The sequence below is a fragment of the Stenotrophomonas sp. YJH_SMC_19 genome (assembly GCF_059367915.1).
In genome coordinates, this window is record NZ_JCAFRI010000037.1 from 1 (window position 1) to 22549 (window position 22549).

General features: G+C 63.9%; 25 protein-coding genes. 14 read left to right on the forward strand and 11 right to left on the reverse strand.

What is annotated here, in order from left to right; genetic code table 11:
• Positions 1–242: 242 nt before the first annotated feature.
• The 5 genes from folD (at position 243) to AC5P5R_RS21655 (ending at position 7195) form a co-directional block, all read left to right on the forward strand.
• Positions 243–1121 carry a bifunctional methylenetetrahydrofolate dehydrogenase/methenyltetrahydrofolate cyclohydrolase FolD gene (folD, locus tag AC5P5R_RS21635; RefSeq protein WP_005413112.1) on the forward strand — a complete coding sequence of 293 codons (879 nt, stop codon included), beginning with the start codon at positions 243–245 and terminating at the stop codon, positions 1119–1121.
• Positions 1122–1612: 491 nt separating this feature from the next.
• Positions 1613–3070 (forward strand): IMP dehydrogenase, encoded by a 1458-nt coding sequence (gene guaB / locus AC5P5R_RS21640; RefSeq protein ID WP_005409308.1) that lies wholly within the window; start codon positions 1613–1615, stop codon positions 3068–3070.
• Positions 3071–3174: 104 nt separating this feature from the next.
• On the forward strand, positions 3175–4740 hold the full coding sequence (gene guaA / locus AC5P5R_RS21645) for a glutamine-hydrolyzing GMP synthase (RefSeq protein WP_100438419.1): 1566 nt from the start codon (positions 3175–3177) through the stop codon (positions 4738–4740).
• A gap of 1056 nt (positions 4741–5796) precedes the next feature.
• Entirely contained in the window at positions 5797–6306 is a 510-nt protein-coding gene (locus tag AC5P5R_RS21650; protein ID WP_138927624.1) for a hypothetical protein, read from the forward strand.
• Positions 6307–6490: 184 nt separating this feature from the next.
• Entirely contained in the window at positions 6491–7195 is a 705-nt protein-coding gene (locus AC5P5R_RS21655; protein ID WP_100438421.1) for a hypothetical protein, read from the forward strand.
• 88 nt (positions 7196–7283) lie between these two features.
• On the opposite strand, the gene AC5P5R_RS21660 is transcribed toward AC5P5R_RS21655, so the two are convergent.
• Positions 7284–7640: a hypothetical protein gene (locus AC5P5R_RS21660; RefSeq protein WP_100438422.1), complete on the reverse strand. Its 357-nt coding sequence runs from the start codon at positions 7638–7640 to the stop codon at positions 7284–7286.
• Positions 7641–8194: 554 nt separating this feature from the next.
• Positions 8195–9118: a LysR family transcriptional regulator gene (locus AC5P5R_RS21665; RefSeq protein WP_100438423.1), complete on the reverse strand. Its 924-nt coding sequence runs from the start codon at positions 9116–9118 to the stop codon at positions 8195–8197.
• Positions 9119–9214: 96 nt separating this feature from the next.
• Between AC5P5R_RS21665 and AC5P5R_RS21670 the strand changes: the two genes are divergently transcribed.
• The 4 genes from AC5P5R_RS21670 to AC5P5R_RS21685 all read left to right on the forward strand — a co-directional run bounded on the left by AC5P5R_RS21670 (position 9215) and on the right by AC5P5R_RS21685 (position 12315).
• On the forward strand, positions 9215–10054 hold the full coding sequence (locus AC5P5R_RS21670) for a type 1 glutamine amidotransferase domain-containing protein (protein ID WP_111722971.1): 840 nt from the start codon (positions 9215–9217) through the stop codon (positions 10052–10054).
• 98 nt (positions 10055–10152) lie between these two features.
• Positions 10153–10884, forward strand: coding sequence for a hypothetical protein (locus tag AC5P5R_RS21675; RefSeq protein WP_099524670.1), 732 nt, complete (start codon positions 10153–10155; stop codon positions 10882–10884).
• A gap of 85 nt (positions 10885–10969) precedes the next feature.
• Positions 10970–11449 (forward strand): hypothetical protein, encoded by a 480-nt coding sequence (locus tag AC5P5R_RS21680; protein WP_224119411.1) that lies wholly within the window; start codon positions 10970–10972, stop codon positions 11447–11449.
• A gap of 83 nt (positions 11450–11532) precedes the next feature.
• On the forward strand, positions 11533–12315 hold the full coding sequence (locus AC5P5R_RS21685; protein ID WP_100438425.1) for a 3-hydroxybutyrate dehydrogenase: 783 nt from the start codon (positions 11533–11535) through the stop codon (positions 12313–12315).
• Here the strand turns inward: AC5P5R_RS21685 and AC5P5R_RS21690 are convergent.
• Complete coding sequence (locus AC5P5R_RS21690; RefSeq protein ID WP_100438426.1) at positions 12312–13076, reverse strand: COG4705 family protein; 765 nt, start codon at positions 13074–13076, stop codon at positions 12312–12314. The two genes, AC5P5R_RS21685 and AC5P5R_RS21690, sit on opposite strands and share 4 nt — an antisense overlap.
• A 97-nt stretch (positions 13077–13173) precedes the next feature.
• Positions 13174–13551, reverse strand: coding sequence for a DUF4180 domain-containing protein (locus AC5P5R_RS21695; RefSeq protein ID WP_100438427.1), 378 nt, complete (start codon positions 13549–13551; stop codon positions 13174–13176).
• A gap of 145 nt (positions 13552–13696) precedes the next feature.
• Between AC5P5R_RS21695 and AC5P5R_RS21700 the strand changes: the two genes are divergently transcribed.
• Positions 13697–14983, forward strand: a complete 1287-nt coding sequence (locus AC5P5R_RS21700; protein ID WP_164281758.1) for an alpha/beta hydrolase family protein — start codon at positions 13697–13699, stop codon at positions 14981–14983.
• A gap of 54 nt (positions 14984–15037) precedes the next feature.
• Here the strand turns inward: AC5P5R_RS21700 and AC5P5R_RS21705 are convergent, their stop codons facing one another.
• Genes AC5P5R_RS21705 through AC5P5R_RS21715 form a run of 3 tightly spaced genes read right to left on the reverse strand, consistent with a single transcriptional unit; the run spans position 15038 to position 16297 of the window.
• Positions 15038–15496 (reverse strand): SRPBCC family protein, encoded by a 459-nt coding sequence (locus AC5P5R_RS21705; RefSeq protein ID WP_005409329.1) that lies wholly within the window; start codon positions 15494–15496, stop codon positions 15038–15040.
• A 2-nt stretch (positions 15497–15498) separates the two neighbouring features.
• Positions 15499–15831: an ArsR/SmtB family transcription factor gene (locus tag AC5P5R_RS21710; RefSeq protein ID WP_100438429.1), complete on the reverse strand. Its 333-nt coding sequence runs from the start codon at positions 15829–15831 to the stop codon at positions 15499–15501.
• Between the two features lie 10 nt (positions 15832–15841).
• The gene (locus tag AC5P5R_RS21715; protein WP_100438430.1) at positions 15842–16297 is read right to left on the reverse strand and encodes an SRPBCC family protein; all 456 of its coding nucleotides are present in this window, start codon (positions 16295–16297) and stop codon (positions 15842–15844) included.
• Between the two features lie 165 nt (positions 16298–16462).
• Between AC5P5R_RS21715 and AC5P5R_RS21720 the strand changes: the two genes are divergently transcribed.
• From AC5P5R_RS21720 to AC5P5R_RS21735, 4 genes are all read left to right on the forward strand, one after another.
• Entirely contained in the window at positions 16463–16987 is a 525-nt protein-coding gene (locus AC5P5R_RS21720; RefSeq protein ID WP_100438431.1) for a GNAT family N-acetyltransferase, read from the forward strand.
• A gap of 94 nt (positions 16988–17081) precedes the next feature.
• The gene (locus tag AC5P5R_RS21725) at positions 17082–18851 is read left to right on the forward strand and encodes an oleate hydratase (protein WP_062606312.1); all 1770 of its coding nucleotides are present in this window, start codon (positions 17082–17084) and stop codon (positions 18849–18851) included.
• Between the two features lie 86 nt (positions 18852–18937).
• Positions 18938–19525, forward strand: a complete 588-nt coding sequence (locus tag AC5P5R_RS21730; RefSeq protein ID WP_164281759.1) for a TetR/AcrR family transcriptional regulator — start codon at positions 18938–18940, stop codon at positions 19523–19525.
• Positions 19526–19617: 92 nt separating this feature from the next.
• Positions 19618–20118 (forward strand): hypothetical protein, encoded by a 501-nt coding sequence (locus tag AC5P5R_RS21735; protein WP_005409335.1) that lies wholly within the window; start codon positions 19618–19620, stop codon positions 20116–20118.
• A gap of 11 nt (positions 20119–20129) precedes the next feature.
• Here the strand turns inward: AC5P5R_RS21735 and AC5P5R_RS21740 are convergent, their stop codons facing one another.
• From AC5P5R_RS21740 to AC5P5R_RS21755, 4 genes are all read right to left on the reverse strand, one after another.
• A complete protein-coding gene (locus tag AC5P5R_RS21740; RefSeq protein ID WP_005409336.1) occupies positions 20130–20597 on the reverse strand; it encodes a chemotaxis protein CheW in 468 nt (155 codons plus the stop codon).
• Positions 20598–20704: 107 nt separating this feature from the next.
• Positions 20705–21139, reverse strand: coding sequence for a BLUF domain-containing protein (locus AC5P5R_RS21745; RefSeq protein ID WP_100438434.1), 435 nt, complete (start codon positions 21137–21139; stop codon positions 20705–20707).
• A 95-nt stretch (positions 21140–21234) separates the two neighbouring features.
• Positions 21235–22236 carry a transcriptional regulator FtrA gene (gene ftrA / locus AC5P5R_RS21750; protein ID WP_100438435.1) on the reverse strand — a complete coding sequence of 334 codons (1002 nt, stop codon included), beginning with the start codon at positions 22234–22236 and terminating at the stop codon, positions 21235–21237.
• 181 nt (positions 22237–22417) lie between these two features.
• Positions 22418–22549, reverse strand: a 132-nt coding sequence (locus AC5P5R_RS21755; protein ID WP_139338732.1) for an integrase core domain-containing protein, incomplete at its 5' end; no start/stop codon positions are given.

Consider the following 22549-nt stretch of genomic DNA (forward strand, 5'->3'; position numbering starts at 1 on the left):
CGCTGGCCGGCAGATACGGAATCGTTCCGACGTCATGAGGTTGCCGGCCAGCGGCCGGCACTACCCGGGTCGGGAATTGCCGAAGCCGGCGGTTGGTAGTGCCGGCCGCTGGCCGGCAGATACGGAAACGTTCCGACGTCGTGGGGTTGCCGGCCAGCGGCCGGCACTACCGGCGCGCGGCGGTGGGCGAGGGGGCCTGAATCAGGGACAATAGCGTCCCCGCCGCCCCACGCCCGCTCCCGATGACCGATTCCGCCTCCCAGCATCCTGCCCGCATCCTTGATGGCCGCCGCATCGCCGAGGACCTGCTCGACAGCCTGAAGGTGCGCGTCGACGCCCGCGTCGCCGCTGGCGGCAGCCGTCCGGGCCTGGCTGTGGTGCTGGTCGGTGGCGACCCGGCCTCGACGGTGTACGTGCGCAACAAGCGTCGTGCCGCCGAGAAGGTCGGCATCGAGGCGCACGACTACGATCTGCCGGCCGGTACCACCGAGGCCGAGCTGCTCGACCTGATCGACCAGCTCAACGCCGATCCGAAGATCAACGGCATCCTGATCCAGCTGCCGCTGCCGGGCATCCCCGACGCGCGCCGGCTGATCCAGCGCATCGACCCGCGCAAGGACGTGGACGGCTTCCACCCGGAAAACGTCGGTCACCTGGCCCTGCGCGAGTTCGGCCTGCGCCCGTGCACCCCGCGCGGCATCACCACGCTGCTGGGCCACACCGACCAGCCGGTGCGTGGCCGCAACGCCACCATCGTGGGCGTCAGCAACCACGTCGGCCGCCCGATGGGCCTGGAGCTGCTGATTGCCGGCTGCACTGTGACCAGCTGCCACAAGTTCACCCCGAAGGACGTGCTGGAACAGGCCGTGCGCAACGCCGACATCCTGGTGGTGGCGGTGGGCCGCCCGGGCATCGTGCCGGGCGAGTGGGTGAAGCCGGGCGCTGTGGTGATCGACGTGGGTATCAATCGGTTGGACGACGGCCGGCTGGTGGGCGATGTCGGGTTTGAGGCCGCTGCCCAGCGGGCCAGCTGGATCACCCCGGTGCCGGGTGGTGTCGGCCCGATGACCGTGGCCACGTTGATGCAGAACACCCTGGAAGCGGCGGAAGCGCTGAGCTGACCTGCGATTGGGGAGAACTGCTGTTGGTGGGTGCGGACCGTTGGTCGGCACAATGCCGGGGCAGGGTGATGCCCTGCTCCTGGTAGGTGCCAACCTTGGTTGGCACGATCCGTCCGGCACCTGGACCCCAAGGTGGGGTGAGGGCCTCTGGCTGTTTGTGCCAACCAAGGTTGGCACCTACCAAAGGCGCTCCAGTGCTGGCCTGAGTGATCCTCTTAAGGTGGATGCCGACCGTTGGTCGGCACAATGCAGGAGCACAGGTGTCTGAAGGGTAGTGCGGACCAACGGTCCGCACCCACCAAAGGCAGGCCGATGACTCGCTCCTGGTAGGTGCCAACCAAGGTTGGCACCTACCAAAGGCAGTATGCCGCCGGCCCGGATGGCCCCCTGAACCAATCACCGCCCGCGCGACACTGCGTCGCATCTACCCCCTGCCACAGGGCGCGAAAAAGGGGTAAAATGTCGCGCTTCCCCACATCTCGGGTATGCCGATGCTGCGCATCCAGGCTGAAGCACTCACTTACGACGACGTCTCGCTCGTCCCCGCCCACTCGACCATCCTGCCCAAGGACGTCAACCTCGAAACGCGGTTGACTCGCGACCTGAAGCTGAAGCTTCCGATCCTGTCCGCAGCCATGGATACCGTCACCGAAGCCCGCCTGGCCATCGCCATGGCACAGCTCGGCGGCATGGGCATCATCCACAAGAATCTCAGCCTGGAACAGCAGGCCGCGGAAGTGGCCAAGGTCAAGAAGTTCGAGGCCGGTGTCATCCGCGACCCGATCACCGTCGGCCCGGAAACCACCATCCGCGACGTGCTGGCCCTGACCCAGGCGCACAACATCTCCGGCGTGCCGGTGGTGGGCAGCGACGGCCTGCTGGCCGGCATCGTGACCCACCGCGACATGCGCTTCGAGACCGAGCTGGACGATCCGGTCCGCCACATCATGACCAAGAAGGATCGCCTGATCACGGTCAAGGAAGGCGCCGCGTCCGATGAAGTGCTGCAGCTGCTGCACCGCAACCGCATCGAAAAGGTGCTGGTGGTCAATGATTCGTTCGAACTGCGTGGCCTGATCACCGTCAAGGACATCCAGAAGAACACCGACTTCCCGAACGCTGCCAAGGATCTGTCGACCCGCCTGCTGGTCGGTGCTGCCGTCGGCGTGGGTGGCGATACCGATCGCCGCGTGGAAGCGCTGGTCGCCGCCGGCGTGGACGTGATCGTAGTCGATACCGCGCACGGTCACTCGCAGGGCGTGCTGGACCGCGTCAGCTGGGTCAAGAAGAACTTCCCGAACGTGCAGGTCATCGGTGGCAACATCTGCACCGGCGAAGCCGCACTGGCGCTGCTGGACAGCGGCGCGGACGCAGTGAAGGTCGGCATCGGCCCGGGCTCGATCTGCACCACCCGCGTCGTCGCCGGTGTCGGCGTGCCGCAGGTCACCGCCATTGATCTGGTGGCCGAAGCGCTGCAGGACCGCATCCCGCTGATCGCCGACGGTGGCATCCGCTACTCGGGCGACATCGGCAAGGCGCTGGCCGCCGGTGCCTCGACCATCATGGTCGGCGGCCTGCTGGCCGGTACCGAGGAATCGCCGGGCGAGACCGAGCTGTACCAGGGCCGTTCGTACAAGAGCTACCGCGGCATGGGTTCGCTGGCTGCCATGGAGAAGGGGTCGAAGGACCGCTACTTCCAGGACGCCGCCACCGCCGACAAGCTGGTGCCGGAAGGCATCGAAGGCCGCGTGCCGTACCGCGGCCCGGTGGGCGGCATCATCCACCAGCTGATGGGCGGCCTGCGCGCCACCATGGGCTACGTGGGCTGCGCCACCATCGAAGACATGCGCAGCAAGCCCAAGTTCGTGAAGATCAGCGGCGCCGGCCAGCGTGAGAGCCACGTCCACGACGTGACGATCACCAAAGAGCCGCCGAACTACCGCGCCTGACGCGGGCCGGGCAAAGAGGAACGAGGAAGCTGATTCCCGTTCCTCTTTTTCCATCTGCCGCCACAAGTCTGATTTCGTTTTCCCTACTGCATTGCCAGGGCGCCATGACCAACATCCATAACGACAAGATCCTGATCCTCGATTTCGGCGCGCAGTACACGCAGCTGATCGCCCGCCGCATCCGCGAGCTGGGCGTCTACTGCGAAATCTGGGCCTGGGACCACAACCCGGCCGAGATCGCGGCGTTTGGCGCCAAGGGCATCATCCTGTCCGGTGGCCCGGAATCGACCACGCTGCCGGGCGCCCCGGCCGCGCCGCAGGAAGTGTTCGACAGCGGCCTGCCGATCTTCGGCATCTGCTACGGCATGCAGACCCTGGCTGCGCAGCTGGGCGGTGCCACCGAAGCCGCTGACCAGCGCGAATTCGGCCACGCCGAAGTGAACGTGATCAATCCCGATGCGCTGTTCAAGGGCCTGAGCGACCACGGCGGCGAGCCGAAGCTGAATGTCTGGATGAGCCACGGCGACCACGTCTCCGTTGCGCCGCCGGGCTTCACCATCACCGCCACCACCGACCGCATTCCGGTGGCCGCCATGGCCAACGAAGAAAAGCGCTGGTACGGCGTGCAGTTCCACCCGGAAGTGACCCACACCCTGCAGGGCCAGGCGCTGCTGCGTCGCTTCGTGGTGGATGTGTGCGGCTGCCAGACCCTGTGGACCGCCGCCAACATCATCGACGACCAGATCGCCCGCGTGCGCGAACAGGTGGGCGATGACGAAGTGATCCTTGGCCTGTCCGGCGGCGTCGATTCGTCCGTGGTGGCTGCGCTGCTGCACAAGGCCATCGGCGAGAAGCTGACCTGCGTGTTCGTGGATACCGGCCTGCTGCGCTGGCAGGAAGGCGACCAGGTGATGGCGATGTTCGCCGAGCACATGGGCGTAAAGGTGGTGCGCGTGAACGCCGCCGACCGTTACTTCGCCGCACTGGAAGGCGTGAGCGACCCGGAAGCCAAGCGCAAGATCATCGGCAACCTGTTCGTTGAGATCTTCGACGAAGAGTCGAACAAGCTGAAGAACGCCAAGTGGCTGGCGCAGGGCACCATCTACCCGGACGTGATCGAGTCGGCCGGCAGCAAGACCGGCAAGGCGCATGTGATCAAGAGCCATCACAACGTGGGCGGCCTGCCGGAACACATGAAGCTGGGCCTGGTGGAGCCGCTGCGCGAGCTGTTCAAGGACGAAGTGCGCCGCCTGGGTGTTGAGTTGGGCCTGCCGCGCACCATGGTCTACCGCCATCCGTTCCCGGGCCCGGGCCTGGGCGTGCGTATCCTGGGCGAAGTGAAGCGCGAATACGCCGAGCTGCTGGCCAAGGCCGATGCCATCTTCATTGATGAGCTGCGCAAGGCGGACCTGTACGACAGGACCAGCCAGGCGTTTGCCGTGTTCCTGCCGGTGAAGTCGGTGGGAGTGGTGGGTGATGCGCGCGCGTATGAGTGGGTGATTGCGCTGCGGGCCGTGGAGACGATCGACTTCATGACCGCGCATTGGGCGCATCTGCCGTATGAGTTCCTAGGGACGGTGAGCAACCGGATCATCAATGAGTTGCGGGGGGTGTCGAGGGTTGTTTATGACATCTCGGGGAAGCCGCCGGCTACTATTGAGTGGGAATGAGTTGAGAGAACGAGGGCGCCGAAAGGCGCCCTTGTTGTTTGCCAACGCCCACCGCTTCCTTGTTTTGGAATTTGGTCCTTCGTACATTTTTCGCTAGGACAGCCTTCAATGGCCTCCTTGCTAGTCTGGCTCGCCAGGTCTAGTATCTTGTCGCATTGTTCGTGGCGTTAGGCCTGTTCAATGGCAGTGTGGGTAAGGTCCCGTTTAGAGGGTTCTACAAATTCACATTAAGTCGCAGGGGATGTTATGTCTAAGGACGAAAAGACTTCAGGACGTGTAGCTTCTCAAGCTTCTCAAATTCTCCGCAACTCAAGTTCCAGTAAGGCTGATAAGTCAATGGCTGGGAGTGCCCTTGCGCAGGCGGGTACCAATAAAACTACCTCTTCGAAGATCGGTACTATTGCTGCTAGAGCGTTGGAGCGACCCACGACTAGCAAAGCCGCCAAGGCGATTGCAGGTAGTGTCCTTACTCAGAAGAGTAAGAAGTAGTGGCCAGCATTTAATCCAAGTCATATCGTGGTTTAGATTTTCTGTGGATTGAGTGGAGTCTGGTCATTTGCGTTGGGTAAGTAGGCTGGAGGGGCTGGGTGTGTCATCTTTGAAGGCAAGTCGAGGAGGTGCGGGCGATGCTTCGTCCTCCGGAAAAGGCGGCAAGAGTGCCGGTAAAGTTAAGGCCCTTGCTGGCAGCGCTCTGTCGCAAAGCCGATCGTCTAAAGCTACTTCCGAATCCGTTGTAAGATCGGCGGCAAAGGTTCTAGCAGATCCTCGTTCCAGTAAACTGGAGAGGCGAAGTGCTGCGAGCGTACTCTCTCAGAAGGAGCCTCCATTTCCTGTTAAGGCATATAGGGTTGCCGGTAGCACGCTTACCCAGGCAAAAGGGGCATCTATCGTTAGGAAGGTCGCAAAGAAGGCTGTCAAATAGGGAGGGGTAAGGCTGTGTCGCCAGAGGATAAGGACTCGGTTTTTATCAATTGCCCTTTCAGTGATGATTACAGGCAGCTATTTCACTCGATTGTATTCACCGTGGTTTCCTGCGGGTTTCGCCCTAGATCCGCCTTGGAGGCCGGTGATGCGGGCGATATTCGATTGGATAAGATTGCGCGACTGATAGCTGAGTCGGCGTACAGCGTTCATGACCTGTCCGCAGTCGAGTTGGATGATGTAAACAATCTTCCCAGATTTAATATGCCATTTGAGTTGGGCATGGTTATTGGTTGTAGGAAGGTTGCCCGGGCGCGCTACGAGCGTCGCCCCATGCTGATTATGGAGCGCGCTGCATATACCTCTCAGAAGTGCTTGTCAGACATTGCCGGTCAGGATTTGAAGGCACACGCTGGATCGGTTCCAAAAATTATCCGTATAGTGCGAGGGTGGCTACTTCAGCAGTCTGGTCGTCAGAATATTCCTGGCTATGTACGCATACAGGACGCGTTCAATTCGTTCTATGGGGTGTTGCCGGAACTCTGCATGGAAGCGGGGCTGGAGGCTGACGAAATTTCATATTCTGATTTTGTTATTTTGTCTCAACAGTGGTTAGTGCAGCGAAACGTTGAAAGCGCGATTTGACGGTGCGCGAGTGCGGCTGTCCAACGTTTATGTATTGGCGGGAGCGGATGAACGTTTGGGTCTAGCTGAAGACCTTCATGTGCTCCTGAGTGGCGGTCTGCACGCAAGGTTGTCAATTGCTTTGATCACGTGTCTAGGCTGGCGGCAGGCTAGGCGACCAACAAGGAAATGCTAGGGAAGGCTGATGCTTGATCTCGTAACAACATCCTTCTATTTGAAGGCGCCTCTCTTTGATAAGAGCGAATTTGAACTCTATTCCACTCAGTTGTTTGATGAGTGGGAAAGCTATGTCGATACTCACCTCAATCTCCCTGACTATTCGGTTTCATTGGTGGTCGAGGAGGGATCCATTAAGGGGCTCGGAAAGATCGCAGCTACTGTGGGGGCCCTTTACATCGGAATCGGAAACTACGGTGGCTTTGTGTCTGGTGTTCAAACGATCCGAGAGCAAGCCACTTATGTGGCCAATGCACTATTCGATCAGGCAAAGCAGAGCTTCGGCTGCAAGAGTTCCCTTGGGAATTCTAAGCACAGGGGCGGGGAGGTTTATTACCTCAAGGGCTTGTTTGACCGAGTTCAAGTGGGACAGATTTCTTCGGACCAGGCGGTTGCTGAGTTGAGGGACCGATGGGGTCAGGACGCCGAGAATTCGCCGGAGCTACTGAAGGATCTTGCGAGGAGTCTCGCCGAGGCTCCAAGGCATCCTGAGCAGTTGCACCTATTGGATGGGTTCTTGGAGCCATGTGAAGAAATTCCGAAGCCGATCCGAATACCGAAGCCGAGGCCCCCGCGCCCACCAGAACTTCCTATTCCCCAACACTACAGGATTGAGATTTCGCGTCAGCGAAAGGGGGGCAACAAGAAGGTGAGTCTGACTAGAGTCAAATAGACAGTGTCTCGGTGAGTGAAAGGAGTAGCTCATTGCGTTATTGACGTAAACCGCGAGGCGAAGGTACACAGCGGCAAGTTGCAGATGCTTAGAGGGGCCTCACCTCATGACAAGCCCACTCAGCCAACCCCCGGCAAGCCAGAAACAACCCATCCACAACGCCCTCATCCAAATGCCGCTCCGGCTCCGCTGCCACCCGGCAACGGTCTGCCGAGTGCAGCACCTCCAGCACAGTAAGCAGCCCCACCAACGCACGCTCGGTCCTCGCCAGACTCACACGGCGGCCGGGTGACACGTCGGTTTCTGGCCAAGGGTGCCCATCAGCCCCCTCGCAGCCACGCATGCGCTTGAGGATGCCTAGCAGGGAGTTCAGGTCGGGCAGGGGAGTGTCGTCGTTGATGGGCTCGACAACGGTGTACGAGGAGAATGTGTCAGATTCGTTCATGGCGTCGGCTTCCGTGGCTGTGCTTAACAGCGCCACCGCGTAAGCGGGTGGCGGACGATGCGTGGCTGCAAACCGGGACGAAGTAGTGCCATGACCGGTGGGTTCGAAGACCCCCACGCACCGCCCGCCATACAGGCCGACGGATTGCCCGCCGGCACCGGTTAAGGGCGGTGCCGACGGGCAAGCGTAAACAACAGGCACAACAATCGTCGCGGGTTTGCAGACCCGGAGCCACCCGTTGTCGGTGGCACGTCATGTTGGTTACGCCGCCGCTTCGAATGCCAATAGGAATTCGCGAAGGAATCTCTAAATCCGAGAGCGAAGAACTATTGTGGCACGCGCCATTAGTGCGGCACGCGACATCGCCAGACGCATTCGCGCAGCTCCTCTGTTGATTGCGATCCCAAATGACGCAATCGCCAGCGCCATAAGCGAATAGCGCGACGGCCTTCTTTGCAACAGTTCTTAGTTCGCCTCAGCAGGCAATAGCGCCCCGTCAGCCTCATGCCCCGAAAAGCGGTCCAAACACGACACCGCTAGCGAGCATCGCAGCCTCAACCAGCTGCGTCCTCAACCACCGCAGCATTCCCCACCAACAACTCAATCATCGCCCGCGCCGCTGCCGACTGCCGCCGATGCGGCGCATAGATCACCGAGAACGGTCGTGATCTCCCGCGCAGCTGCGGCAGCACTTCCACCAGCTCCCCACGCTGCAACCGCTCGCGCACGACGAACGCATAGCTCTGGCAAATGCCGATGCCCTGTTCGGCCAGCGACACCACGCCCAGCACATCGTCGGAGGTCTCGATGGACGAACGCGGCAGCCAGTCCACGTCGCGCTCGCCGTCGCGGAAGATCCACGGCGCCAGCCGCCCCGTACGCGGCATCAAAAAGGGCAGGCACAGGTGCTGCTGCAGGTCGTCCAGCGTCTGCGGGGTACCCCGGTGCTTCAGGTACTCCGGTGAAGCCACCAGCAACAAAGGCGCATCCTCCAGCTTCCGCCCCACCAGCCCGCTGTCCGGCAGCTGGCCCAGCCGGATGGCCAGGTCGAAGCCCTCGGCCACCAGGTCCACGTTGCGGTTGGTGATGTTCAGTTCCACCTGCACCTGCGGGTACTGCTGCGCAAAGCGCGCCAGCACGGGCGGCAGCCGGTAGTGGCCATAGGTGGTGGGCACGCTCAGGCGCACGCGGCCGGCCAGCGCACCGTCCTGGGCCAGTACGTCGCGCTCGGCGTCGTCCAGCAGGCCGAAGGCGGTGCGCACCTGTTCCAGATAGAGCCGCCCGGTGTCGGTCAGGCCCACGCGGCGGGTGGTCCGCTGCAGCAGCTGCCGGCCCAGCCGCGCTTCCAGGCGGGTGACCGCCCGGCTCAGCACCGAGGGCGTGGTGGACAGCGCCACCGCGCCGGCCGTGAACGAGCCGTGCTCGACCACCGCCAGGAACACTTCCACATCGCCCAGGTAGTCGAACTTGCGGCTCATTTGGCTCTCCGGGGAACAGATGTTTTGCGACGGGGCCAATTTATCGCCGCTGGGGCGATGAATAAAGTGGCGGCCATTCCCTGATAGGAGTTCCCCATGAACCTGATGACCCGGCTGGCCGCAGCGCTGGCCCTGACCCTGGCCGCCACCGGCGCGCAGGCCGCCAACGTGCTGGTGGTGCTGTCCGACGAAAACCACCTGGACCTGAAGGACGGCAAGGTGCTGTCCACCGGCTTCTACCTCAACGAGCTGATGCAGCCGGTCAAGCTGCTGCTGGACGCGGGCCACGAGGTCACCTTCGCCACGCCGCAGGGGCGGGCGCCGACGGTGGATGCGTCCTCGGTGACGGCGGCGTACTTCGGCAACGATGCCGCGCAGCTGAAACTGCACAAGGACCTGATGGAGAAGCTGGCGCTGACCTCCCCGACGGCTTCGCCGGTGGTCAGCCTGGCGCGCATCGAGCAGCAGGGCTACGCAAGGTTCGATGCGGTCTACATTCCCGGTGGTCACGCACCCATGCAGGACCTGCTGAAGAGCCCGGCGCTGGGCCGCTTGCTGGCTGACTTCCACCAGCGCAACAAGACCACCGCGCTGGTCTGCCACGGGCCGATCGCGCTGCTGTCCACGCTGCCGGATGCCGATGGTTTCGTGGCGAAGTTGGAAGCGGGTGCGATGCCGGCCACGCCGAAGTGGATCTACAGCGGCTACCAGATGACGGTGATCAACAACCAGGAAGAAGAGCAGGCCAAACCGCTGCTGGGCGGCGGCGAGATGAAGTTCTACCCGCAGACCGCGCTGCAGCGGGCGGGTGCGCTGTTCAGCAGCAATGCCACGCCGTGGACCGGGCATGTGGTGGTGGACCGCGAGCTGATTACCGGGCAGAACCCGGCTTCGGCGCTGGAGGTGGGGCAGCGGTTGGTGGAGCGGTTGAAGTAGGGCGGGTTCTGCATCGCATGCGGTGCCGTGGCACCATGATGGGCTGGCCCCGTCCTTCCGGGCGGGGCCGTTTTCCCAGGGAAGCCCTCGAACACGACATGCGAACGTCCTTCTTCATTCTCTCCGCCTTGTGCCTTGGCTTGCTGTCCGGCTGTGCCAGTGGCCCGGAGGAGCACGCCTCAAGCCGCGAGATCACCAGTGCGTTCGTGGCCGACGACGGCCAGCTGTACCTGCTGCCGCGCTATGACGAGCCGATGCGCTTCAATGCCGCGCCGTTCCGCGAGTACCGGGCGTTGATGGACAGCCCGCTGCGCGGGGCGGTGGCCTGCGCGCAGATGTACTTCCATGAGGATTGGCGTGACCCGGCCAACAAGGCCAAGGTGCAAGGCAGCTATGCGCTGCTGCTGCGGCCGGAGCAGGTAACGGCGGAGCAGGCCGCGCAGTTCAAGCTGGAGCGGATTGAGGTCCCCCCGCGTGAGGCCAAGGCCGTGGAGGAGCGGTGGCGCTACTACCTGCCGATGGACCGGACCCGTTACGCGCTGGCGTTTGATCGCGCCTGCAATCTTTCAAGGAAGGGCGGCAGCTATTACAGCGCGCTGTTCGAGGGCGACGGCGAACGAGTGCAGTTGTCGGATGCTGCGGCGCTGGCGGAGAAAGGGAAGCTTGCACAGCCGCTCAATGCGCGGGCGCAGCGGATCCTGCCGGAGAGGGAGGACAAGCCGGGTGCGGGTTCGGCGGCGGGCAAGGTGCTCGGCGCGGCGCTGATCCCTGTGGCGGTGCCGGTGTTTGTGCTAAGCCTGCCGTTCCTGGGGCCGGATCATTGGAAGTGAAAAGGCGTTGAAGCCAGAGCATCCACGCGTGGCGTGGATCTACCCGGGCCTCGTCAGTGCCTGAACATTCCTCTTGGAGATCTGTGTGCCAAGCACGCTGGAAACTGTTCTGAAGACCGTAGGCTTCATTGTCCTCGCGGCACTTCCGTTGGTGATCCTCTGGTTCATTCTTCGGCGAATGTCAGCGACCGCACGTTCTGCATTGGGATCAGGGCTGCGTTTGAATCCCCCTCGCCGGATTTCCGGTAAGTCCATGACCCTGGTGATGGTGGATGGAAAAGAGGATCGGGAGCACTACTTCTTTGATGCGGCGTCCTTTTACCTGCGGCGTGGGCCGGTGCCCACGGCGGTTCCGCTTTCGCAGATCACCTCAGTCATACGAACGTCCGACAGGATCTACGGGCGCTATGTCTGGCAGGTGTGTTTCAGCAAAGCGTCGGGCAGAAAGTGCGTGACGTTCACCAACAACCTGACGCTGTTCAACCGCGACTTCCTGCTGTTCCTGGAGGCGGTGCGGAAGGCCAACCCGTTGGTGACCGTTGATCGGGCAGGCATCCGCTTCTAGCTGTGGGCCGACTTGAGGGTGTCAGTTAAAGCGGCGAGCCGGTGACGCTACACTGGCCGCCTGTGCCCGATGGAAGCTCGCCCATGTTCAGTGGAAAGGTTGCAGTAGTCACCGGCTCCACCAGCGGTATCGGTCTTGGCATTGCCATCGCGCTGGCCCGGCAAGGCGCCGACATCGTACTGAATGGCTTCGGCGATGCGGCGGAGATCGAACGCATCCGTTCCAAGCTGGAAACCGAGTTCGGCGTGCGCGTGGCGCATGACGGTGCCGATCTTTCCCGTGGCGAGGCAGTGCGCTGGATGATTGAGCATGCCGTCGCGAAGATGGGCCGCATCGACATCCTGGTGAACAACGCGGGCATCCAGCACACCGCGTCGATCGAGGAATTCCCTGTCGAGAAGTGGAATGCGATCCTGGCGTTGAATCTCTCGGCCGTGTTCCATGCCACGGCAGCGGCCTTGCCCCACATGAAGCAGCAGGGCAACGGCCGCATCATCAACATCGCGTCGGTACACGGGTTGGTGGGCTCGGTGAACAAGTCGGCCTATGTGGCGGCTAAGCATGGCGTGGTGGGGTTCACCAAGGTGACCGCGCTGGAGAATGCGGGCACCGGGATTACCGCCAATGCCATCTGCCCGGGCTGGGTGCGGACGGCGCTGGTCGAGCGGCAGATCACCGCGTTGGCCGAGCGCGATGGCACGGATCAGGAGACCGCCGCGCGTGCGCTGCTGGCTGAGAAGCAGCCCTCGTTGCAGTTTGTAACGCCCGAGCAGCTGGGCGAGATGGTGGTGTTCCTGGCCTCGGATGCCGCTGCACAGATCACCGGCACGGCGCTGCCGGTGGATGGGGGCTGGACGGCGCGCTAGCTGGCTGGCTGTGCTTTACGCTGCAGCATGGGCAATGCCACCAGCGTGGCGAGAATGGTGAACAGCACCAGCGACGAGCCTACCGTGCCGAAGCCCAGGCCGCCCTTTTCCAGCGGCTTGGTGAGCAGGTCGCCGAAAGTGGCGCCAAACGGGCGGGTGAGTACGAAGGCGATCCAGAACAGGATGACCCGGTTGATGCCCTTGATGCGGCTGGCCAGTGCGGTAAGCGCGATGAGGCTGCCGATCAGCAGTGCGCCACCGGTGAAGCCGAGCCCGGAGTCGTCGGCGAGGAAGTCGCCCAGCGCGGTGCCGAGCGTGTTGGAGAACAGCACGGCGGTCCAGTAGAAGCCTTCGGCGCGGCGCGATGCGATGTTGCTGACCGAGATCGACTTTTCCGACATGCGCCAGGCCAGCAGCACCAGCGCCAGGCAGCCGGCCAGCAGACTGGCGCCGGTGGCGTAGCCCAGGCCGAGCGTGCGGTCGATCAGGTCGGACATGGTGGTGCCGGCCGTGCTGGTCGCCAGCACCACCGACCAGAACAGCACCGGGTGGCAGCGTCGCGCCGATAACTGCATGCCCAGCAGGCCGGCGAAGATCGCCAGCAGGATGGCCGAGCTGGCCACGTAGCCGAGGTTGAGCGTCATCGACAGCAGGTCGCCGGCGGTCTCGCCGAGGGTGGTGGCGGCGATCTTCATCACCCAGAAGCCGAGGGTGACCGCCGCCACTTTGCTGTGCAGGGAATCTGCGTCTGAAGCACGCATCGAACGTCGCCAGGGATGCCTGTGGGCGATGCTGTGGCGGCGGGCGTCAGAGCGCGGTCGGAACCGGGTTCGGTGAGGGTGAGCGTGGGGGCGGCGTTCAGCCGATGCTGGCGGGGGCCGGCAGGCGTGCCAGCAGGGCGTCCCAGTCGGCCACGAAGCAGCCGTTGTGCCCACGGTTGCACTCGGTGATCCACGCGTCCAGCGATTCGCTCTGTGCGCGGTAGCCGCTGACATCGCCCAGGACGGCGAAGTGCAGACGGTAGTTCACCAGCATCTGCAGCCATTGCCCGGCCATGCCGGAGCGCAGCTCGAAGAAGTCCGCCGATAGGCGCTGCACCGGCACGGCGATCCACTCGGCCTGGTGCCCAAGGGCATCGCCGACCAGGTCGCGCAGGGCGTTGCCATCCAGCAGCGGGCCTGTATCGGCGCTGCGCAGGACGCGGGTGCTGCCGATCTGTTCTACATGTGTGTGCATCGTGCGCTCTGAAGTTCGTATCGTCCGCCCAGTATGGTCATGGGAGAGGCCGACAGTAAGCAGATGCAGCATGAATCTGGCGAACGAACGCGCTAGGCTGCGCCGGGCGCCCGCACGAGGCGGGTTCACGATACCGGGAAAGGGCATGGCAGGGTGGAAAGGACGTTCGTTGTTGATGGCGGTGCTGGTGTGTTCGGGTCCGCCGGCCGCGGCCGCCGAGCTATGCACGGCCAGTGCCTACGGTGACGAGCAGGGCAACATCGTGGTGCTCGGCGCACCCGCTGCGGCACCGGCCACGGGGCAGCGCTATCTGATGCTGGACGGGCGACGTGGCGCCACCGGTGATGCCAACGCGCCGGTGAGCTGCAGCGGCGATGTGGTCAGCTTCAGGACGCCTGCGGGAGCCACGCAGCGCTGGCAGCGCCTGCCGACCCGCGATACCGATGCAACGTCCATCAGCGCGGGAACCAAGCTGGTCGGGCAGTTGATCGAGCCGGCAGGGCCGGCCGACCGGACGCGGCCGCTGGTGGTGCTGGTGCACGGCTCGGAACGCACGATGGCGGTGGCGGCGATCTACCAGCGCATGCTGGTGGCCCAGGGGATCTCGGTGTTCGCTTACCAGAAGCGTGGGACCGGCGATTCGGAAGGGGAGTACACGCAGAACTTCGAACTGCTGGCCGACGATGCGGCGGCGGCGCTTGCCAAGGCACGTGAGCTGGCGGCGGGGCGTTTCGGTCGGGCCGGCTACTTCGGTGGCAGCCAGGGCGGGTGGATCGCGCCGCTGGCGGCGACGCGCTCGCAGGCGGATTTCGTGGCGATCGGTTTCGGCCTGGTGGTGTCGCCGATCGAGGAGGACCGCGAGCAGCTGTTCGACGAGGCACGCCGCATGCAGCTGGATGCAACGGCGATGAAGCAGGTCGGCCAGCTTTCAGACGCGACCGCACAGTTGATGCGCACGCATTTCAATGAAGGGTTCGAGGCGCTGGCGAAGGTGCGTACGCAGATCGGTGCCGCACCGTGGGCAAAGAACATCAACGGCGAATACAGCGGCGACATGCTGCGCATGAGTGACGCTGACCTGCGCCGGATCGGCCGCGCCCGATTCGACAACCTGGAGCTGATCTGGGACTACGACGCCGGGGCCGCGCTGCGCCGCCTGAAGGTGCCGTTGCTGTGGGTGCTGGCCGAGCAGGACCGCGCCGCGCCGATTGCCGCCACGCGTTCGATCCTGTCGCGCCTGCGCGCGTCGGGGCAACCGATCGACACCTACCTGTTCCCGGATACCGACCACGGCATGGTCGAGTTCCGCACCGATGCCGAGGGCAACCGGGTGTCGACGCGGATCACCGACGGCTACCTGCGCCTGCTGGCCGATTGGATCAAGCAGGATGTGCATGGCAGTTATGGACGTTCGCGCAGATTGAGCGATTGACCGGATGGGGAGCGCTGGCGGCGGATGGCGCTCCGCCGCCGATTGCGGCACGACTCAGTTCGGCTTCGCAAATACGTCCAATCCCTTGCCGGTTTCCAGCAGCGACTTCAGGCTCGACAGCACGATCGGCCAGCCCTGGCGGATGCCGGTATCCATGCCGCTGCCCGGTTCCAGCTCCTCATGGGTAACCGTCAGCCGCACCATGTCCTGGTAGGGCACGATGTCGAAGGTGACGCGGCTGTAGGCATCCGGGTTGTCGGCCTGCGAGGCGGCGGCCCAGGTGATGACCAGTCGCGAGGGCGGGGTGCTTTCCACCACTTCGCCGACCAGCTCGACCGATCGTGTTTCGTTGGCGCGCACGTGCTGCCAGCGCGAGCCGGGCTTCCAGTCCGAGACGTTCTCGTGGCCCCAATAGCGGCTGGCGATCTCGGGGCGGGTGATGGCCTCGAACACCTTCTGTGGCGTGGACGCGATGTAGATCACGTGGATGAAGCGGGTTGACTCTGCAGACATCGTCATTCTCCTTCCAGTTTGCGTTTCAGGTCATGCAGCAGGCTCAGGCGCTGCTGCTCGAACTTGCGTACCCAGCGCTCGTAGACTTCATGCAGCGGTACCGGGTTGATGAAGTGCAGCTTCTCGCGGCCACGGCGCACAGTGCTGATCAGGTTGGCGTCTTCCAGAAGACCCAGGTGCTGGGTGACCGATTGCCGGGCCATGTCCAGGTGCTCGCACAGCTGGCCCAGGGTCTGGCCGTTGTGTTCGCAGAGCAGATCCAGCAGCGTGCGGCGCGTGGGATCGGCCAGTGCCTTGAAAACTTTGTCTGCGTCGCGCACGTGGTCTACCGCCATGGGGATGTCTTCAATTCCAGTTGTCGATCCTGACGTCGTGTGGGTTGGGCTGGCCCTTGCCGGTTTCCAGCAGGGCCTTCAGGCTCATCAGGAACACCGCCCACTTGGTGCTGCAGTGGGAGGTGAACTCGACGCGCTCTTTCCAGCCTTCATGGGTGAACAGGACGATGCAGTAGTCGCCTTCCTGTTTCAGCGCGAAACGCGCATGCGTGCCGATCCATTCGGCGGGGCCGGCGAGGAACTTCCAGAGCACCAACTCGCCTGGAATGAGCTGTTCCAGCTGCATTTCCATGGCGCCGATTTCCTGGCCGTTGTTGGTGAAACGGACCTTGACCGTGCCGCCGGTCTCGCGGTCGCCGTGGGTGTCTTCGGCCCACCAGGCGGCGACGCCTTCGGGGGTGGCCAGGGCTTGGTACACCTGGCTTGCGGGGGCCTTGATGCCGACCCTGTGTGCGATATCCACCATTGCAGGTTCCTCGCGATGGGCCGGCAGGCGCCGCCCTTGGGATGGACTATATGCAGGTAAATGCCTGCACGTCAAATCCGGCCCAGGGACTTCCGACCCTGGTAGTGCTGGCCGCTGGCCGGCATCCTCGTGACAGCTGATTGACGCGTTGACAGGAGTACGTGCATGACTGAAACAGGAAAGGACACCTTGACCATCCGCCGCGCCAGTGCGGCAGATGCCCCTGCGGTGCTGGCGCTGTTCGACGAGGTGATCGAATGGTTCGTGTCGATCGGCAATCTGCAGCAATGGGGCAGCGAGCCATGGTCCACGGTGCCACGCCGGATCACCCAGGTGACCGATGCGTGCGCGCTGCCTGGCGCATGGGTGGCCCAGAACGAGCAGGGTGAGGTGCGTGCGTTCCTGGCGCTGGGCGAGTCGATGCCCTATGTGCCGGCGCCCGATGGGCCGGAGCTGTACGTGCGGGTATTGGTGGCCTCGCGTGATGCGCGCGTGCGCGGCATTGGCCGTCGCCTGATGGCGTTTGCCGATGAGCAGGCGCGCGCTGCCGGCCTCGACCATCTGCGCGTGGACTGCTATGGCGGAGGCAGCGGTGATCTGGTGCGCTTCTACGAGTCCTGCGGCTACACGCGAATTGCGCCGTTCAGCGTGGACGGCTGGCCAGGCATGCTGCTGGGCCGCCAGCTCTGACGCCGCTGCGTCATTCGGTCGCAGCCTGCATGCAGGAATCGGTACATCGGTTCGGCGCTAGAGTGGGGTCACCCCCTCCAGGAAGGAGCAGCGCATGTACTACAGCAGTGGCAACTACGAAGCCTTTGCGCGCCCGCGCAAGCCCGCCGGTGTCGATGGCAAGCGCGCCTGGTTTGTGGGGTCGGGGCTGGCCTCGCTGGCCGGCGCCGCGTTCCTTGTGCGCGATGGGCGCATGGCCGGTGAACGCATCACCATTCTTGAACAGCAGCAGATTCCTGGCGGTGCGCTGGATGGCCTGAAGGTGCCGGAAAAGGGTTTCGTGATCCGTGGTGGCCGCGAGATGGAAGATCATTTCGAGTGCCTGTGGGATCTGTTCCGCTCGATACCGTCGCTGGAGATCGAAGATGCCAGCGTGCTGGACGAGTTCTACTGGTTGAACAAGGACGACCCGAACTATTCGCTGCAGCGCGCCACCATCAATCGCGGCGAGGATGCACACACCGATGGCCTGTTCACGCTGACCGAGCAGGCACAGAGGGACATCATCGCGCTGTTCCTGGCCACCCGTCAGGAGATGGAGAACAAGCGCATCAACGAAGTACTGGGCCGTGATTTCCTGGACAGCAACTTCTGGCTGTACTGGCGAACCATGTTCGCGTTCGAAGAGTGGCATTCGGCGCTGGAGATGAAGCTGTACCTGCATCGTTTCATCCACCATATCGGCGGCCTGCCGGATTTCTCGGCGCTGAAGTTCACGAAGTACAACCAGTACGAATCGCTGGTGCTGCCGCTGGTGAAGTGGTTGCAGGACCAGGGCGTGGTGTTCCAGTACGGTACCGAGGTGACCGACGTCGACTTTGATCTGCAGCCCGACCGCAAGCAGGCCACGCGCATCCATTGGATGCATGACGGTGTAGCCGGTGGCGTGGATCTCGGCGCGGATGATCTGCTGTTCATGACCATCGGTTCGCTGACCGAGAACTCGGATAATGGCGACCACCACACTGCGGCACGCCTGAACGAAGGCCCGGCGCCTGCCTGGGACCTGTGGCGCCGCATTGCCGCGAAGGATGACGCGTTCGGGCGTCCGGATGTGTTCGGCGCGCACATTCCAGAAACCAAGTGGGAATCGGCAACGGTGACCACGCTGGATGCGCGCATTCCGGCCTACATCCAGAAGATCGCCAAGCGCGATCCCTTCAGCGGCAAAGTGGTGACCGGCGGCATCGTCAGCGTGCGCGACTCGCGCTGGCTGATGAGCTGGACGGTGAATCGCCAGCCACATTTCAAGAACCAGCCCAAGGACCAGATCGTGGTCTGGGTGTATTCGTTGTTCGTGGATACGCCCGGCGACTACGTGAAGAAGCCGATGCAGGACTGCACCGGCGAGGAGATCACGCGCGAATGGCTGTATCACCTGGGCGTGCCGGTGGAAGAGATCGATGAGCTGGCCGCGACCGGCGCGAAGACAGTGCCGGTGATGATGCCGTACATCACGGCGTTCTTCATGCCACGCCAGGCAGGTGACCGCCCGGACGTGGTGCCGGAAGGTGCGGTGAACTTCGCTTTCATCGGCCAGTTCGCCGAATCGAAGCAGCGCGACTGCATCTTCACCACCGAGTACTCGGTGCGCACGCCGATGGAGGCGGTGTACACCTTGCTGGGGATCGAGCGTGGCGTGCCGGAGGTGTTCAATTCCACGTATGACGTGCGCTCGCTGCTGGCCGCGACCGGGCGCCTGCGTGATGGCAAGGAACTGGACATTCCCGGGCCAGCGTTCCTGCGCAACCTGCTGATGAACAAGCTGGACAAGACCCAGATCGGTGGTCTGCTGCGCGAGTTCAAGCTGGTGCAGGAGGACTGAGCGGGGCGTGGGTAGCGCCGGGCCATGCCCGGCGAGCCCGGCAGCGGGTAGTTGACAGCGCTTCAACCTACTAGTAGGTTGGCGACATGAAAGAGTCGCTCTCGCCCAAGGCCCAGGAGATCCTGACCCATGCCCGTTCGCTGCTGGAGGCCGGTGGCTACAACGGTTTCAGCTACGCCGACGTGTCCGCGCGGGTGAACATCAGCAAGGCCAGCATCCATCACCACTTCCCCAGCAAGGCGGACCTGGTGCGCACGGTGGTTGAGCTGTACCGGGCCGAGGCGCGCGAAGGCCTGACGCTGCTGGACCGGCAGCTGGACGACCCGCTGCAGGAGCTCAACGCCTATGTGGAGTACTGGTCCAGCTGCATTGCAGGGGGGACGTCGTCGTTCTGCATCTGCGCGATGCTGGCAGCGGAGGCGCCGATGATCCCTGCGGAGATCGCCGATGAAGTGCGCGGGCATTTCGAGGATCTGAGCGGGTGGCTGACGGTGACGCTGGAGAAGGGCGCGGCGCTGGGCCAGTTGCGCCTGCAGGGTTCCCCTGCGGACGAGGCCAGGGCGTTCATGTCGTCGGTGCATGGCGCGATGCTGGCCGCGCGCGGTTTTGGTGATGCGGCGACCTTCGCGGCACTGGCACGGTTGGCGATCGCGCGGGTGGGTGCGGCGCCCTGAAGGCTGTGTGGTGGGCCTGCGGCGACGCGGGCCTTCTTTTTGAGTCCAATGCCTACCTACTAGTAGGTTCATTCTATCCCTGGAGGTGTCCCATGTCCCACCCTCTGTCCACACTCGGCGTGATCCATACCGCTGTCAGCCTGATCCCGGTGTTGAGTGGCCTGTATGCCTTCATTCGCCATCGCGCAATCGATCCCGCCACGCGCGCGGGCAAGCTGTACCTGGTGGGGCTGGTGCTGTCGGTGGCCACCTCGTTCACCGTGTCCAGCACGGGCGGGATCAACCCCGGCCACGCATTCGGGGTGATCGTGCTGCTGGTGGCATTCGGCGGCGTGCTGGCCGCGCGGCTGCGCTGGCTGGGGCGCGCAGCACCTTATGCATCGACGTTTGCGCTGTCTTTCAGCTTCCTGCTGTCGTTGGTGCCCGGCGTCAACGAAACGCTGACCCGCGTGCCGGCAGCGCATCCGATTGCTGCCGCGCCGATGGCCCCGGTGGTGCTGCAGACGCTGCTGGGATTGGCGGCAGTGTTTGTGATCGGCGTTGCCGCGCAGTGCTGGAGGCTGCGAAACCGTGCCTTGGCAGGACGATCCTGAGACGCCGCCGGTCACTCCGGCGCGGCAAGTGCGCCCAGCAGTGCCACCGGCTCGATCAGTGCAGCCGAGCGCGCCGGGTCAAGTTGAATGTGCCGGCTGCAGAAGCCGAACGATCGGCCTGCGGCACGCTCGGGCACGCGTGCGCTCGCGTCCGGTGTCTCGATCTCCAGCACCTCATCCACGGCCAGCGCCAGCGTTGCGGTACCGGCATTGATCAACAGCATGGCCGGGCTGCCACCGTCGAATGCCGCTTGGCCGCTCATGCGGCGCAGGTCGACCACGGGTAATGGCTGCCCACGGACTTCCACGGTCGGCCTGCCGTTGCAGTCTGCAGGGCCGAATGCCTCCAGGCCGCGAATTTCGACGGCAGCCTGGATGTCGATCGCGAACAGGGCGGTGCCTGCACGCACGATGACGATCTCGAACAGGTCGGCGGGCGATGCGCGTGTTTCCGTTGCAGGTGGGGCGGGTACTGGCATGCGATGGGCGTGGCGAAGACAGCGGGAAGGAGGATCCTGATGATGACGCCCGAACGTAACGCACGGCCGCGTCGGCAGGCGCACGCAAGGCGACGGTTCAGTGTGTATCAGGCGGGGGCGCGTGGCGGCTCGACGGTGCCGATGCGTGGGAAATGCGGACTCAGCAGGCCAACGAGCTGATCCATGCCTGGAACGGAATGGCCAAATTCGTCCCATCGCGCATTGACCAGCCCGGACACGACGATCTGCCCGGTCTCGATGCGGGTCATCGCCCAGTAGGGTACGGCGCGTGCGCCGATTGCCATGTCCAGTACCGGGGCGACGGCGGCGTGCGAACGACTGTCGTGGATGCGGCGCCTGACCGCCTCCAGGCCGTCGGGCGGGCCTTCGATGTACTGGAAAAACCGCTGCCCGTCGACGAGCAGCGCTCCGGTAACCTCCACCCGGCGATTGAACGCGGCAGAGTCCGAGACGATCTGGCGGAGGGTTTCATCGGAAAGCCCAGCCGACATGTGGCTGGAGTAAGCAAATGCGTGGAGCATGGAAGGGGCTTCGTGTGACGCCCATCACTATACGTGGGTCTCCACCGTCCGCCGTGAGCCTTTTCTCACGTGGCGCTGGAGAGCGCTGAGCTGGATCAGCAACCCACCAGCCGATCCGCGCCAACACCGCCGCGGTGCTGGCTGCGGTACTCGGTAGGGCTCGCATCGACCTGGCCACGGAAGTGACGACGGAACGATTCCTGCGAACCAAAGCCAGCCTGTTCTGCGATCCACTGCAGCGGCCGGTCGGTGGTTTCCAGCAGCTCACGGGCGTAGGCCACGCGCTCGCGGATCAGCCAGTCGATCGGCGACAGGCCGGTGGCCTCCAGGAACTGCCGCTGCAGGGTGCGTTGGCTGAGTGCGGCCTGCTCGGCGAGGCTGCCCAGCGAGTGCGGCTCGCGCAGGTTGCGGCGCATCCATTCCATCAGCCTTGCCAGGCGCGTGGGCTCGCCATGGGGAATGGCGCGGCTGACGCGCTGGCTGCGTTCGGCATCACGCCATGGCGCCAGTACCAGTCGCTCGGCCACCAGGTTGGCCACGCGCGCGCCGTAATCCTTGCGCACCATGTGCAACATCATGTCCATGCCGGTGGCCGAGCCGGCCGAGGTGATGATGCTGCCGGTATCCACATACAGTGCATCTTCGCGCACATCGATGCGCGGGAACTCGCGCGCCAGCGCTTCGGTGAGGCGCCAGTGGGTGGTGGCCTGGCGGCCATCGAGCAGCCCGGCCCACGCCAGCACGAAGGCACCGGAGCAGATCGAAGCGATGCGCGCGCCACGGCCGTGGGCACGGATGAGTGCATCAAGCAGCGCCTGTGGCGGGCGCTCGCTGGGCTCGCGCCAACCGGGAATGACGATGATGTCGGCGTCATCAACGCTGCTGAGATCGTAGGGGAGTTGGACCTGCGTTCCGCCGAGCATGCGCAGCGCACCGGGTTCACCCGCGCACAGCTGGGTGCGATACCAGGCCACGCCGAGTTCCGGCCGCACCGGCGCGAACAGGCCAACCGCACAGCCGAACTCGAACAGGCCCTGGCCGTGGCAGGCAACGATGGCGACGAGCGGTGCGCTGGGATCGGCGGGTGGGCTGGGCATGGCTTGATGCTACGGGTGGTGATGTGCGCCGCAGAATGCTGCGCGGGCATGAGGTGATGCCTGTGGAGCATGTGCACGGGGGCATTCGTCTGGCCTGGGTCGCCCGACGGGGTAGAGTCGACTGTCAGTCGACTATCGCGCGCAGCGCGGGCCTCCAGACGGTATCGCCAACAGCAGTCGACTAACTGTGTAAACCCACCACGTTGTTCAGCAGGACTCTGGAAATAGGTGGCTGGCCACCGATCCCCATGTGAGGGCGGTGCCAGTTGTAGTGGTGCAGCCATTGGGTCAGCACGGAATTGCGCTGGTCCGA